The organism is Sphingomonas sp. BK036, from assembly GCF_004216825.1.
Classification (GTDB): Bacteria; Pseudomonadota; Alphaproteobacteria; order Sphingomonadales; family Sphingomonadaceae; genus Sphingomonas.
Genome location: NZ_SGXR01000003.1, coordinates 250,142 through 264,496, shown reverse-complemented (window position 1 = coordinate 264,496; position 14,355 = coordinate 250,142). Strand labels below are relative to the sequence as shown.

Sequence of the window (14,355 nt, the reverse complement as noted above, 5' to 3'; positions counted from 1 at the left end):
AGCCGGCGGGCGCTTGGCTAGCCCTATTGGCGCGCCGGCTTGAGAAGGTCGTGCATCGCCATCCAGCGTGTGAATTCGTCGAACCACCCCGTGCTCGTGGTCGTCTTGGGATACATGCCGAACCCGTGGCCGCCCTGCTCGAACAGGTGGAACTCGACCGGACGCTTCGCCGCGCGCCAGCTTTCGATCAGCCCGAACCCGCCGGTGCCGAAGAACGGATCGTCGGCGGCCAGCGCCACGAACATCGGGGGTGCGTCGGCGGGGACGGTCATCGCCGCGAGCGGGCCATAGATGTTGCCGATGAACGCGGGCTTGGCATCGCCGCCGGCGACCGTCGTCGCCATCGTCAGCATCGCGCCGGCTGAAAACCCGACCATGCCGATCCGCGCCGGGTCGATATGCCATTCGCCCGACCGGCGGCGCACCAGCGCGAAGGCCGCGCGCGCATCGGCGATCTGCGGCGCGAGGCCGGCGATCATCGCATCGGGGCGGAGGCGCGGCGGGCGGGCGCCGGGGGCGAACATCTCGGCCATCGACCGCTCGAACGCGGGCATCGCGACGGGCGTCGGGTTCAGCCGATATTTCAGGACGAACGCCGCCACGCCCTTGGCGGCAAGCGCGCGCGCGACGTCCCATCCTTCGTTCTGCATCGACAGCGTCTTGAATCCGCCGCCCGGCGCGACGATCACCGCGGTACCCGTCGCGGTCGCGGCATCGGGCAGGAACGGCGTCAGCGTGGCGAGCGTGACGTTGCGCGTGAATACGCTGCCATATTGACTGTGCCACGCTTCGGGCGCGGTCGCGTCGGGCAGTTTGCCGGTATCAAGTTCGATCGCATCGGGCTGCGCGGGCGCGGCGATCGGCACCATCTTGTCGTTTTGTGCGGAGACGGGCGCCGCCAGCAGCAGCGCGGCGGCAATCCCGATCCAGCCCAGCCCGGCGCGGGCATCCCGACCGGTCGCGGTGACTCTCATCGCACGAATCATGCTCGCTCTCCCTCGTGTTTTATTGTTGATGCGGACAATAAAGAGGGCGCTACCATTGTCCAATACTAAGCGTATCCGGCGCCAAACTCTTCCAGAATGAATGTGATTTCGGGATCCTGCTCTACGAGACCTCCATCAGAATGAAGAAGCGTGAAGAAATGGATGCATCTGCGCGTGGATGGTCCCAACCCGCGTGCAATGAGGCCTTACTGACCTAGGTGTGGAAGGCGGGGGCCATGTATTACCGTCAAGTATCGGACGACGTTCGTGCTGTTCCGGTCGACGGGGATAGTATCGCTATCGTCGGTATGGCGTGCCGCTATCCTGGCGGCTGTGACGATCCGGCGGGTTTGTGGCAGCTTCTCGATCGGCGTGGTTCGGCGGTACGGCCGGTGCCGGCGGGGCGCTGGCCAGAGACGCCCATCGCGACGAAGGACGTTGTGGGCCGGTTCGGCGGCTTCCTCGATGCGTCGTTTCCCGAACATTTCGATGCTGCGTTTTTCGATATGTCCCCGGCCGAAGCACGCGCGCTCGATCCGCAGCAGCGCCTGCTGCTCGAGGTCGGCTGGCGCGCGCTCGAAGCCGCGGGAATCGTCGCGGATCCAGAGGCCGGACGCGACATCGGCGTGTTCGTCGCGATCAGCACGGGCGATCAGCACGGGCGATCATCAGGGGCGCGGGTTATGGCATCCCGGCGCTGGTACCGATCCCTTTACCGCGACCGGGGCGTCGTTCGCGGCGGCGGCAGGGCGGCTGTCCTACAGCTTCGGTCTGACCGGGCCGAGCCTCGCGGTCGATACCGCCTGCTCCTCCTCGCTCGTCGCGCTGCATCTCGCGCGCCAGGCGATCCGCAACGCAGAGTGCGAGGCGGCGCTGGTGCTTGGCGTCAATGCCTTGCTGCGGCCCAATCTGTTCGCCTGCCTCGAAGCGATGAACCTGCTCGCGCCCGACGGCGTCTGCCGCGCATTCGATGCGGCCGCCAGCGGCTATGTCCGCGCGGAGGGAGCGGGTGCGCTCGTGCTCAAGCCGCTCGACGCGGCGCGGCGCGATGCGAACGCCGTGCTGGCGCTCTATCGCGGATCGGCGATCAACCAGGATGGCCGCACGGCAACGCTGACCGCGCCGAGCAGCGTTGCCCAAAGCCGGGTCATCGCCCGCGCGCTCAGGGACGCCGGGCTCGACGCCGACGATATCGACTATGTCGAGGCGCATGGGACGGGAACGCCGTTGGGCGACGCGATCGAACTCAAGGCGCTGACCGAAAGCTATGCGAAGACCCGCGATCCGGCGACGCCGCTGCTGATCGGATCGGTCAAGACCAATATCGGCCATCTCGAAGCGGGGGCCGGGCTGGCCGGCGTGATCAAGAGCGTATTGGCGCTGGAGAAGGGTGTGGTCCCCGGTCACCCGCACCTCGATGACCCCACGCCGCATGTCGACTGGGCGACGGTCGCGATGCGGGTCCCGTCGACGACGATGGATTGGCCCGCGCGCGATCGACCGCGCCGCGCGGGCGTCAGTTCGTTCGGTTTCAGCGGTACGAACGCGCACATCATCCTCGAACAGGCGCCGCCCGCACCGAACCGGGATGCCGCGGGGATGGCGGGGGTGGTGATCCTGCCGCTTTCGGCGCGAACACCCGCCGCGCTCTCGGCGATGGCCATCGCGATCGCAGACTGGCTGGAGGCGGCGCCGCGGACGTTGGTCGACGCGGCGTTCACCTTGGGGGCGGGGCGCACTGGCTTCCCCCATAGGTGGGCGGTGATTGGCGACGATGTCGCGGCGATCGTAACAACGCTGCGTGAGGGGGCCACGCAATCGCATGCTCAACCGGGGGAGGATCGCGCGCCGCTGGAGGGGCGGTTGCGCGCGCTCGCACTGGCTTGGGAGGCCGGGGATGCGGTCGACTGGCGACGGTTATATCAACCGCTGGGCGCGCGGTTCGTCGCGATGCCGGGCCACCCCCTGGATCCGCAGCGTCACTGGATCGATCTAGCGGGCGAAACCGCGCGCGCGCCGATGGTGGAGCGCCAGCCCGGGGATGGACCTGCCGGGTTGCCCGATCGCATCGACGACTGGCGGGCGCTGGTACGCGATCATGCGCGCACGGTGCTTGGCGGTTCCCCGGCGCTGGAGGAGGACGTGCCGTTGCAGGAGCAAGGCTTTACCTCGTTGCTGGGGGTCGAACTGCGCCGCCAGCTGGAGCGCGCGACGGGGCGGACGCTGCCGGTCGGGTTGCTCTACGACTATCCGACGCTCGCCCGGATCGCGGGGTTGCTTGCGGGCGAGGCACGCCCCGCCGCTACGCGCCGCGCCTTCGTCGCGCCGCCGGCCCAGCCCGATCGCGATTTCGAGTTTCTGGACGCGCTTTCCGCCGATGACTTGGCGGCCCTCATCGATCGTGAAGTGGACAGGCTATGACGGACATGACCGCCCAAGACACCAACGTCGACACGCTCAAGAAGACGTTCATCGCGCTCAAACGTGCGCAGGCGCGTGTCGCCAGCCTGGAGGCCAGACACGCGGAGCCGATCGCGATTGTCGGGATTGCGTGCAGGTTGCCGGGGGGGGCCAACGATCCCGATGCGCTGTGGTCGCTCCTGTGCCGCGGCGAAGACACCGCGGGTCCGATCCCCGCCGATCGCTGGGATGAATCGCAATTCTACAGTGCGGCGGCGGATACCCCGGGGCGGACGCATGCCGCGCAGGCCAATTTCCTGGACATCGCGGTCGATGCCTTCGACGCGCCGTTCTTCGGCGTTTCTGCGAAGGAAGCGCTGAGCATGGACCCGCAGCAGCGCTTGCTGCTCGAACTGGGGTGGGAAGCGCTCGAAGATGCGGGCGTCGACCCGGCCAGTCTGCGGGGCAGCGCGACCGGGGTGTTCGTCGGGATATCGAGCGACGATTATGCGCAGGCGCATCGTCATTCGGGGCGGCTCGAACTGATCGACGGCTATTCGTTGACGGGGACCTGCATGGCGCCCGCCGCGGGCCGTATCTCGTACACGTTCGGTTTCGAGGGGCCGAGCCTGGCGGTCGACACCGCCTGCAGTTCCTCGCTCGTCGCGGTCCACCTCGCATGCCAGAGCCTTCGCGAAGGCGAAAGCGACGTCGCGCTGGCGGCGGGGATCAACCTGATGCTGTCGCCGGTCTTCCACATCGCGTCGTCGAAGCTCGGCACGATCTCGCCCGACGGCTTGTGCAAGACCTTCGATGAGTCGGCGGACGGCTATGGTCGCGGCGAAGGCGGGGGCATGGTGGTCCTCAAGCGTCTCGCCGATGCACAGGCCGATGGCGATCGCATCCTCGCGGTGATCCGCGGGTCCGCCGTGAACCAGGACGGCAAGAGCAACGGGCTGACGGCACCCAATGGCCTGGCGCAGGAGCGCGTCATTCGCGAAGCGCTCGATCGCGCCGGACTGATGCCGGTCGATATCGATTATATCGAGGTGCACGGTACCGGGACGTCGCTGGGCGACCCGATCGAGGTCGAGGCGATCGGCCGGGTGATGCTCGACCGCCCCGTCGATCGCCCCGTGGTGCTGGGCACGGTCAAATCGAATATCGGGCATCTAGAGGCAGCCGCCGGGATCGCGGGGCTGATCCACGCGGTGCAATGTCTTCGCCACGGGGAAATTCCTGCTCACCTCCATCTCGACCGGCCGAGCCCGCACATCCCCTGGGGTCGCTATCCCTTCAAGGTCGTCACCGAGCGGACCGCCTGGTCGCTCGGCGATCGGCCGCGGCGCGCGGGGGTCAGCTCGTTCGGGTTCAGCGGCACCAACGCGCATGTGATCCTTGAAGAGGCGCCTTTGTCGGCGGACAAGGCCGGCGCCGTTCCGGACGTGGGCGATAGCGGGGGCGTGGGCGAGGCGCTGATCCTGCCGCTGTCGGCGCGCACCGCGGAAGGCCTGGTGGCGCTTGCAACGCGCTGGCGGGAATGGCTGTCGGCACCGACCGCGCCCATCGCGGCGGCTGCGGCGACCGCGGCTGCGGGGCGGCACCATATGGCGCAGCGCGTGGCGGTCGTCGGGCGCGATGCCGACGAGTTGATCGCCGGGCTGACCGCGTTCGTCGAGGGCAAGCCGGACCGCGCGGTCGCTACCGGGAGCGGTGGGGCGCGGCCGCGGATTGCGGGGCTCTTCACGGGGCAGGGATCGCAATATGCGGGCATGGGACGTGGTCTCTATGCCGGCGAACTGGTGTTTCGGGCGACGATCGACGCCTGCGACGCGGCGGTGGGGGATCGCCTCGGCCGGCGGCTGGTCGATCTGCTCTATGGCGATGGCGCGAGCGATGCCGAGCTTCAGCAGACGGGGTTTGCGCAGCCGGCGCTCTTCGCGGTCGAGCTCGCGCTGTATCGGCTCTGGGAATCCTGGGGCGTCGTGCCGCAGGTCGTGTGCGGTCACAGCATCGGCGAATTCGCCGCGGCGCACGTCGCCGGCATCCTGTCGTTCGACGCCGCGATCGAGATGGTATGCGCGCGGGGCTGGCTGATGCAGGCACTTCCCGACGGCGGCGCGATGGCCGCGGTCTTCGCCAGCGAAGACATGATCGCGCCGTTCCTCACATCCACCCCAAACGTTTCCCTCGCCGCGGTCAATACGCCCGACGATGTCGTCGTTTCCGGCCCGGCCGAGGCGGTGCGCGCGCTGCTCGCGGAGTTGGAGCAGCGCGGCATCCGGGCGCAGCAGTTGCGCGTGTCACACGCGTTCCATTCGACGCTGATGCAGCCGATGGTCGCGGACTTTGCAGGCGTCGCCGCGCGACCGTTCGGGAGCGCGAGCATGCCGATCGTCTCGACCGTCACGGGCCGCCGCGCTGGTCCCGACGAGATGGCGTGCGCCGACTATTGGACCGGGCAGATCGGCGCACCGGTGCGCTTTGCCGCCGCCGCCGCCGCGCTGGCCGAAGACGGCGTGTCGCATTTTCTCGAATATGGCCCGGCGCCCGTGCTGGCCGGGCTCGCGCAGCAATCGATCGATCCGGAGGGGCGTCAGTTCCTGGGGACGCTCGTGCGGGGGGCGGACGATGACCGCCGCTCGACGTTGCAGAGCCTGGCGCGGCTTTACGTCAGCGGCGTCGATATCGACTGGAAAGCGGTCTATCACCGCCATCGCGCGCGGGTCGCGGTGCCGACCTATCCCTTTCAGCGGACGCGTTACTATCGCGCGCCGATCGTCGATGCCGGACGCCATGCGCCGATCGTGAGTGCGGGCCATGCGCACCCGTATCTCGGGCAGCGCATCCATTCGCGACTCTTGCCGAGCGGGGCTGCGCTCTATCAAGCGCTGTTCACGGCTGAGGCGCCGTCGTTTTTGGTGGAGCACCAGATCTTCGGTGTGATCATCTCCCCTGCCGCCGCGCATTTGTCGATGGCGTTTGCCGCGGCGGGGCATGGTCGCGGGTTGGAGGATGTGTCGTTTACCGCGCCCCTCGTCATCGAGGCAGCCGCGTCGCGACTGGTCCAGCTTGGCATGACCGGGGACACCGCGCCGGTGTACACCGTGGCCAGCCAGGCCGTGGACGCACCGGGAGACGTATGGACCGTCCACTCGGAAGGCCGCATGACGGCGATGCCGGGCAGGTCCGATCGGGTCGACCTGGACGCGATCCGCCGCCGTTGCACCGCGCAAATGGCACCCGCGGACTTTTACGCGCTGATCGAGACGCTCGGCTACAAGACCGGCGAGAATTTCCAGTGTATCCGCGAGATCGCCAAGGGGGATGGCGAGGCGCTGTGCCGGATCGCCGCACCCCAGCCGATCGATGGCGAGGCGATCCATCCGGGATTGATTGATTCGATGCTGCAGACCGTTCTGCCGGCGTGTGAGCGATCCGCCGGCCATCTGCTCGACGGCGAGAGCGTGCTGATCCCGCTGCACATGGCCCGGGTCGGCCTGTACGGCAGCCTGGACCAGCCGCTCTTCTGCCACAGCCGGGTCGAGGTGGGCGGCGAAGTGGTCAAGGCCGAGATCCTGGCGTGCACCGCGCACGGCGAGGCGGTGCTCGCGATCGAGGGGTTCCTGCTCAAGCGGACCGATCGCGCGACGCTGTACCAGGAGATGCGCGACGACAACCGCGAGCGTGTCCAGCGGATCGCGTGGCAGCCGATCACCGTCACCGCCGACGCCGACCTGCACGGGACCGGCTGGATCGTCCTGTCCGGGGGCGACGCCGGCAATGCATGGGGTGGCGCATTGGCGGCGCATATCGTCGCATCGGGCGGCGAATGCCTCATCCTGGCACCGGGTGCCGATTTTGCGCGTGCCGTCGAGACATGGCTGGCGCGGCGGGCGCTGGCGCGGGTGACGCTGGTGTTTGCCGCGGAGGAGTCGGGCGCCGATCCGGTGGCGGAGACGCGTGCGACGTTCGCCGCGGTGCTGCCCGTGGTGCAGGCGCTCAACCGTGGCGCGATACCGGTGGAGGCGCGGTTGTGGCTGCTGAGCCGGCAAGCGCAGGCGGTGGTTCCGGAGGATGGGGGTGCGACCCGGCCGACGCTCCCGGGTGCCGCGCTTTGGGGCTTCGGACGCGCGATCGCGTCGGAAATGCCCGAATTGTGGGGCGGGCTGATCGACGTCGACCCGCGACCCAACGCCGCCGGCATCGCTGCGTTGGCGGCACTGGTCGCGCATCCCGGCGGGGAAGACCAGCTTGCGATCCGCCGCGGTGGGCAGGTCTTTGCCGCGCGGCTGGTGCCGTCCACGGATCGTCGGCAAGATACGCTGCCGAAGCTTGCCGACGGGCAGAAATACAGACTCGATCGGGGGCCGCTCCGGACGCTCGACGATCTGCGGTTTGCGCGGCTTGCGCGCGCGGCGCCCGGCAAGGACGAGGTCGAGATCGAGGTTCTCGCCGCCGGCCTCAACTTTCGCGACGTGCTGAACGCGCTGGGGCAATATCCCGGCGAAGCAGGGCTGCTGGGCTTCGAGGCGGTCGGCAGGATCGTTGCGCTGGGGAGTGCTGCGGGCGGACTGGCACTGGGCGATACCGTGATCGCGCTGGCGGCGCCGGGCTGTATCGGCAGCCATGTCACGGTCAACCGCGCGCTGGTCGTGAGAAAACCCGCGGACATGTCGGCGGTGACCGCGGTGGCGCTGCCCGCCGCGTTGCTGACCGCCTATTATGCGCTGCATCATCTGGGTGGCATGCAGCGGGGTGATCGCGTGCTGATCCATGCGGCGGCCGGTGGCGTCGGGATGGCGGCGGTGCAGCTCGCGCTGGCGGCCGGGGCCGAGGTGTTCGCGACGGTCGGCTCGCCCGAGAAACGCGCGGTGCTCGAAGCCATGGGCGTCACGCATATCATGAGCTCGCGCACCCTGGATTTCGTCGAGCAGATCCGACTCGCGACCGACGGCCGCGGGGTGACGATGGTGCTCAATTCGCTGAGCGGAAGCTTCATCGGGGCCAGCTTCGACGTGCTCGCACCGGGCGGGCGTTTCCTCGAAATGGGGAAGATCGGCATCTGGGACGAGGCGCAGGCGCAGGCGCGCGACCCGCACGCGCTGTATCGCCCGTTCGACCTCGCCGCGGTTGCGCTCGAGGATCCGGCGAGTCTGGTCGCGATGTTCGAGCAGCTTCTCGTCGAGGTGGCGCAGGGGCGGCTGGAGCCGTTGCCGGTCACGGTCTTCCCGATGGCCGAGGCGGAGGACGCGTTCCGGTTCATGGCGCAGGCGCGGCATATCGGTAAGATCGTGCTGAGCCGCGAAGACGAAGCCCGCCGCATGCGGCTGGCGCGCGACGGGGTTGTGCGCGGCGATGCGCAGTATCTGATCACGGGCGGGCTCGGCGCGCTTGGCCTGTACGTGGCACGGTGGCTGGTCGAATCGGGCGCGCGCCATCTGGTGCTGACCGGGCGCCGCGGCCCGACCGATGCGGCGCGGGCGGCGATCGAGGCGCTCGAGGCGGAGGGCGCGCAGGTGACGATCGTGGCGGGTGACGTCGCTGTGGCGGCGGATGTCGAGCGGATGGTGGCGGCCGCGGCGCACCCGCCACTGGCCGGGGTGTTCCATGCGGCCGGGCTGCTGGAGGACGGGATGATCGCCGACCTCGATCGCGCGCAGCTCGACCGGATCCTCGCGCCCAAGGTGACCGGCGGGTGGCTGCTGCACCAAGCGACGCGGCATCTCGATCTCGACCTGTTCGTATGCTTCTCCTCGGTTGCCGCGATGATCGGCAATCTCGGCCAGGGCGGCTATGCCGCGGCCAATGCCGGGCTCGACGGTCTCGCGCTGTATCGGCGACGGCGGGGGCTGGCGGCTGTCAGCGTGAACTGGGGGCCATGGGCGGAAGCCGGCATGGCCGCGACGCTGGAGACCGATCGCTTCATCCTGCAGGGCATCCACCAGATCGCGCCCGCGCAGGCGCTGCGGACGATGGCGCGGCTGCTCGCCGATCCACCCGTCCAGGCCGTCGTCGCGGATATCGACTGGGGGGCGTATGGGCGCGCGCACGGGCTCGACGATAGGGCCGGGCTGTTCGCGGCTCTGGTCGGCGCCAAGGAGACGGCAACGGTGCATGCGGCCGAGGACGCGGTCGCGCGCGATATCATCGCCGAGCTGGAGGCGGCGCTGGCCGGCGAACGCGAGGAGATGATGCGCCGCTACCTGCAGGACCTGGCGCGCCAGACGCTGGGGTACGCGCATGGCGAGCCGATCGCCGCGGACAAGCCGCTGGCCGACCAGGGGTTCGACAGCCTGATGTCGGTCGACATGCGCAACCGGCTCAATCGCGGGCTGGGGCGGACGCTGCCGGCATCGCTGCTGTTCGACTATCCGACGCTCGACCGGATCGGACGGCATCTGCTGGAGACCATGCTGCCGGTCGCGACGACGGCGCCGCCGTCCGCGCCGGCTGCCAGTGCCGAAGACATACTGGACGAGATCGAGAGCCTGATCGGGGCGACGCCTACCTACGAACCAGCAGCGGAATAGCCCTTGCCCACCACTCTTTTTGCCCTGCTGGCGCGGGAAGCGGCAGGGTCGCGGCGTGATATCTTCCTCGCCGTGCTGGTCTCGGCGGCGGCGAATACCGCGATCCTGGTCATCATCAACAATGCCGCCGCGGCGCTCGGCAAGGGGGCGCCCGATCTACGCGACGTCGGCCTGTTTCTGGTGGCGCTGGCGCTCTACGTGCTTGGCCTGCGCTACACGTTCGATTCGGCGACGCGCATCTTCGAGCAGATGCTGGCGACGATCCGGATCCGGCTGATGGCGCAGATCGGCCATGCCGAGCTGATGGCGCTGCAAAAGGTCGGCCGCGCGCGGATATTCCAGGCGATCACGCAGGACCTGGTGATCATTTCGGAGTCGCAGGGCTTGCTGGTCGCCGCCGCGCATTCGGCGGTCATGGTCACCTGTACCGGCCTGTACGTGCTGACGCTGTCCATGCCCGCGTTCCTGATCATCGTCGGCGTCATCGGCGCGGGCGTGCTGCTGTATCTGTCGCGCATGGCGGAGCTCAACCGCCTGATCACCGCGAGCACGACCGAGGAAATCGGCTTTATCGGCATGATGTCGGACCTGATCGACGGCGTGAAGGAAGTGAAGCTGAGCCATGCGCGGCGCGAGGCCCTGTTGGCCGAGATCCGCAGCATCGCGGTGCGCTTGCGCGATATCAAGATGCAGACGACCAGCGTCTACAACAGCACGGCGCTGTTTTCGCAGTCCTTCTTCTACATGCTGCTTGGCCTGATCGTGTTTGCGCTGCCATCGCTGGTGACCGGATTTGCCCAACATGCGCCGGAGATGGTGGCGACCGTACTGTTCATCTTCGGACCGCTGTCGACGGTGATTACGGCGGTGCCGGCGATCAGCAAGGCGGATCGCGCCGCGGGATCGCTGATCGCGCTGGAAGGCGAGGTCAGTCGGATGGTGACCGTGCCCGAGTCGATCCAGCCCCCCGCGCCGCTGCCCTTCCGGCGGACGCTGACGTGCAAGGCGATCGAGTTCAGCTATCCGGGCGAGGCGGGCGAGACCTTCCATATCGGTCCGATCGATCTGACCATCCGCCAGGGTGAGATCACGATGTTCGTCGGTGGCAATGGCAGCGGCAAGACGACGTTGCTCAAGGTGATGGCGGGCCTCTATCCGGCGCTGGCGGGGGCGCTACTGATCGACGGGAAGCCGGTGGCGCCCGGGCGTCGACCGAATTTGCGCGAGCTGTTCGGCGGCATCTTCAGCGACTTCCACCTGTTTTCGAAGCTCTACGGGGTCACGCCCGATACCGACGCGATCGCGGCGCATCTCGACCGGATGCGGATCGCCGACAAGGTGGGTTATGACGACGGCTTCACGACGCGCGACCTGTCGACCGGGCAGCGCAAGCGGGTCGCGATGCTCGTGACGTTGCTCGAGGATCGGCCCGTGTTGGTGTTCGATGAATGGGCGGCGGAACAGGACCCCGAATTCAGGCACTATTTCTACGAGGAACTGCTCCCCGAATTGAAGGCGGCAGGCAAGACCCTGCTCATCGCCACGCATGACGACCGGTATTTCGGCGTGGCCGATCTGGTCGTGAAGATGGAGATGGGCGTCGTCGCCTCGACCAGGCGACGGAAGGCCATGGCATGAGCGTCGACTCGATACGCCTGAACATCCTGCGCCTGCCCGGTCTGCCGCCGGCGCCGGCGATCGACGTGGCCGAGGCGCCTGCCGCGCCGGCAGGACTGTCCGCCTATTTCGGCATGTCGCGGCGACGGTTCCGGACGCTGCTCGGCGGGTTGCTCGCGCTTTTCCTGCTGCTCGTCCTGTGGCGCGATATCTTCATCCCGGTCGGGTCGGGCAATGCCGGGGTGTTGTGGTCGCGGTTCGGCGGCGGGACGGTGATGGACCGGCGCTATGGCGAGGGGGATCACGTCATTTGGCCGTGGGACCAGATGACGGTGTACGACCTGCGGCTGCAGGAGATGCATGGCGCGGTCCCGCTGCTGACCAGCGACGGGCTTCAGGTCTCGATGCGCGTCACCGTTCGCTATGCGCTCCGGCCGAACGCGCTGACCGTGCTGCACCGCGACGTTGGGCCCGGCTACCGCGCGACGGTGGTCTGGCCCGATATGGTCGCAGCGGCACGTCATATCGTCCGCCAGTTCAAGCCCGAGGATTTGAGCGTCGTGGGCGAAGCCGAACTGGCGGCGCGCGTCGAGGCGGCCGCGCGGTCCGCCGTCGCGCGCCACTGGGTGACGCTCGACCGGGTCCTGATCACCGAGATCACGCTGCCACCGCGGGTGCAGGCGCAGATCCAGGAGAAGCTCGCCGATGAGCAGAAGGCGCTCGCGGGTCCGTTCCTGCTGCGCCAGGCCGAGCTGAAGCGGCAGGCCTGGGCGATCGAGGCCGAGGGCGTCCGCGCGTTTGAACGGCGCGCGGGTGTATCGCTGGTGAAATGGCGCAGCGTCGATGCGATGGACAAGCTCGCCCAGTCCCCCAACAGCAAGATCGTCGTGCTGGGTGGCGGCGCGAACAGCCCGCTTCTGCTGGATCCGGGCCGCGACGATTCAGGCGCGGTCGGGCAGGCCAAACGCGTCGAGAAATAGTCCGAAGGTCAGCACCAGCATAAGGACGTCGGTGTCGAAGGTCGCGTTCGGGCGAGCGCCGCCCGACAGTTGCTGCGCGCGCAGGCGCTGGACGGCATCGGCATCGAAGTAATTCTGGCGGCGCAGGCGATCCGGCGAGAGCAGGTCTTCGACCCAGTCGATCTTCTGCTGCAACAGATAGGCGGCGCCGGGCGCGACGAACCCGAATTTCTCGCGCCGGGCGAGTTCGGGCGGTAGATAGCGCGCCGCCACCTGCCGCAGCAGCCATTTTTCGCTGTTGTTGCGGACCAGCAGGCCCGGGGGGATCGTCCGCACGAAATCGATCAGTTCGGCATCCAGGAACGGATAGCGCGCCTCGACCGAATGCGCATAGGCGACCCGGTCGCCATGATCGGCGAGCAGATGATCCGCCATCCGCAGCTTGAAATCGGCATAGGAGCGTTGGTGCAGTTTCGCGCGCCCCACTATCCGGCGGTGGTCGACCGCCGTCTCGCGCGTCGCATCGAACGTGGCGAGACCGGCGGCGAGCGTGGGGGCGTAGAGTCCGGCCTTTGCGTCGCGGAACAGGCAATAGTCGCGCTCGTAGAAGAAATTGGGATCGCCCCATAATCCGGCGCGCAGCTCCTCCTCGAGCAGCGCCTCGATGCCGTCGGTGACGCCGCGTGGCGATCCGCCCGCCGCGTCGAGCCGATAGCCGACATAGCCGCCGAACAGCTCGTCGGCGCCTTCGCCCGTCAGCACCACCTTGTGTCCAGCCTCGCGCACCAACGCGGAGAGCGCGAGCGAGCAGGTATTATAGGATTCCTTGAGCGGTGCCTCCGCCGCGATCACCGCATCGCGAAGTCGCCGGGCGATGTCGTCGGGCGAAAACTCGATCTCGTGATGTCGCGTTCCGAGATCGGCGACCATCCGGCGTTGCTGCGCGCGCTCGTCGATCGCGGCATCGGGAAAGGTGATCGAGAAGGATTCGAAGCGATGCCCCGGCGCGGCGCGCTTCGCGAGCGCGCCGATGAGGCCCGAGTCGAGCCCGCCGCTGATATAGAGCCCGACCGCTACGTCCGCCTGCAGCCGCCGCTCGACCGAGGCGAGCAATATCGTCTCCAGCCGATCGACATAGGGGGCCGGATCGGACTCGCGCGTCGTCGCCGCCTCGGGATAGACGAGATCCCAATATTGCGTGACCGCGATGCCGCTGCCGTCTGCCACGAGCAGGTGGCCAGGCGGGAGCGCGTGGATGCCCTCGAACATCGTCGTCGGGCTGCGCAGGCCGGGGAAGGTCAGGATCTGGTCGAGGCCGCGAAGATTGACCCGGCGTTCGACGCCCGGATGCGCGAGCAGCGCCTTGATCTCCGACCCGAACACCAGGGCGCCGCCCACCTGCGTGTAGAAAAGCGGCGCGATGCCGGTCTGGTCGCGTCCCAGGATCAGGCGGTGACGCGTGGAATCATAGACCGCGAAGGCGAATTGGCCGTTGAGACGGTTGGCGAGCGCGGTGCCGTCCTGTTCGTAGAGATGCACGAGCACCTCGACGTCGCACTGGCTGCAGAAGCGATGGCCATGCGCGGCCAGCTCCGCGCGCAGCGCCTTGTGGTTGTAGATCTCGCCGTTGCAGACCGAAACCACGCTCTCATCTTCGTTGCTATGCGGTTGGTTGCCGCCGCCGAGATCGATGATCGACAACCGCGTGAAGCCGAGCGCGACGCCGGGCGCGGTGAAGCTTCCAGCGTCGTCGGGGCCGCGATGGCGCAGCGTCGCGGCCATTGCCGCGCATGCCGTGCCATCGACGGACCGGGTGCGGTCGGCGTTGAAGATCCCGGCGATACCGCACATGCGCCTATC

The 14,355-nt window shown here is 68.3% G+C and carries 6 protein-coding genes; 4 read left to right on the top strand and 2 right to left on the bottom strand.

Annotated elements, in window-relative coordinates; all coding sequences use genetic code 11:
- Positions 1–23: 23 nt before the first annotated feature.
- The gene (locus EV283_RS01285) at positions 24–986 is read right to left on the bottom strand and encodes an alpha/beta hydrolase (protein ID WP_130322072.1); all 963 of its coding nucleotides are present in this window, start codon (positions 984–986) and stop codon (positions 24–26) included.
- 489 nt (positions 987–1,475) lie between these two features.
- Here EV283_RS01285 and EV283_RS01275 point away from each other — a divergent pair, with 489 nt between their 5' ends.
- The 4 genes from EV283_RS01275 to EV283_RS01260 are packed head-to-tail and all read left to right on the top strand — an operon-like array spanning position 1,476 to position 12,516.
- Entirely contained in the window at positions 1,476–3,407 is a 1,932-nt protein-coding gene (locus tag EV283_RS01275) for a beta-ketoacyl synthase N-terminal-like domain-containing protein (protein WP_130322070.1), read from the top strand.
- A 5-nt stretch (positions 3,408–3,412) separates the two neighbouring features.
- Positions 3,413–9,919 (top strand): type I polyketide synthase, encoded by a 6,507-nt coding sequence (locus tag EV283_RS01270; RefSeq protein ID WP_165391666.1) that lies wholly within the window; start codon positions 3,413–3,415, stop codon positions 9,917–9,919.
- 3 nt (positions 9,920–9,922) lie between these two features.
- Positions 9,923–11,557: a cyclic peptide export ABC transporter gene (locus EV283_RS01265; protein ID WP_130322066.1), complete on the top strand. Its 1,635-nt coding sequence runs from the start codon at positions 9,923–9,925 to the stop codon at positions 11,555–11,557.
- Positions 11,554–12,516 carry a prohibitin family protein gene (locus EV283_RS01260; protein WP_130322064.1) on the top strand — a complete coding sequence of 321 codons (963 nt, stop codon included), beginning with the start codon at positions 11,554–11,556 and terminating at the stop codon, positions 12,514–12,516. The genes EV283_RS01265 and EV283_RS01260 overlap by 4 nt, the downstream gene beginning before the upstream one ends.
- On the opposite strand, the gene asnB is transcribed toward EV283_RS01260, so the two are convergent.
- The gene (gene asnB, locus EV283_RS01255) at positions 12,478–14,346 is read right to left on the bottom strand and encodes an asparagine synthase (glutamine-hydrolyzing) (RefSeq protein WP_130322062.1); all 1,869 of its coding nucleotides are present in this window, start codon (positions 14,344–14,346) and stop codon (positions 12,478–12,480) included. The genes EV283_RS01260 and asnB overlap by 39 nt on opposite strands.
- Positions 14,347–14,355: the final 9 nt, after the last annotated feature.

What these genes read in the sequence shown, in the direction of transcription:
- EV283_RS01275 (WP_130322070.1), top strand. Translation starts at nt 1,476, where the DNA reads ATGCTGCGTTTTTCGATATGTCCCCGGCCGAAGCACGCGCGCTCGATC.
- EV283_RS01260 (WP_130322064.1), top strand. Translation starts at nt 11,554, where the DNA reads ATGAGCGTCGACTCGATACGCCTGAACATCCTGCGCCTGCCCGGTCTG.
- EV283_RS01285 (WP_130322072.1), bottom strand. Translation starts at nt 986, where the DNA reads ATGATTCGTGCGATGAGAGTCACCGCGACCGGTCGGGATGCCCGCGCC.
- asnB (WP_130322062.1), bottom strand. Translation starts at nt 14,346, where the DNA reads ATGTGCGGTATCGCCGGGATCTTCAACGCCGACCGCACCCGGTCCGTC.
- EV283_RS01270 (WP_165391666.1), top strand. Translation starts at nt 3,413, where the DNA reads ATGACCGCCCAAGACACCAACGTCGACACGCTCAAGAAGACGTTCATC.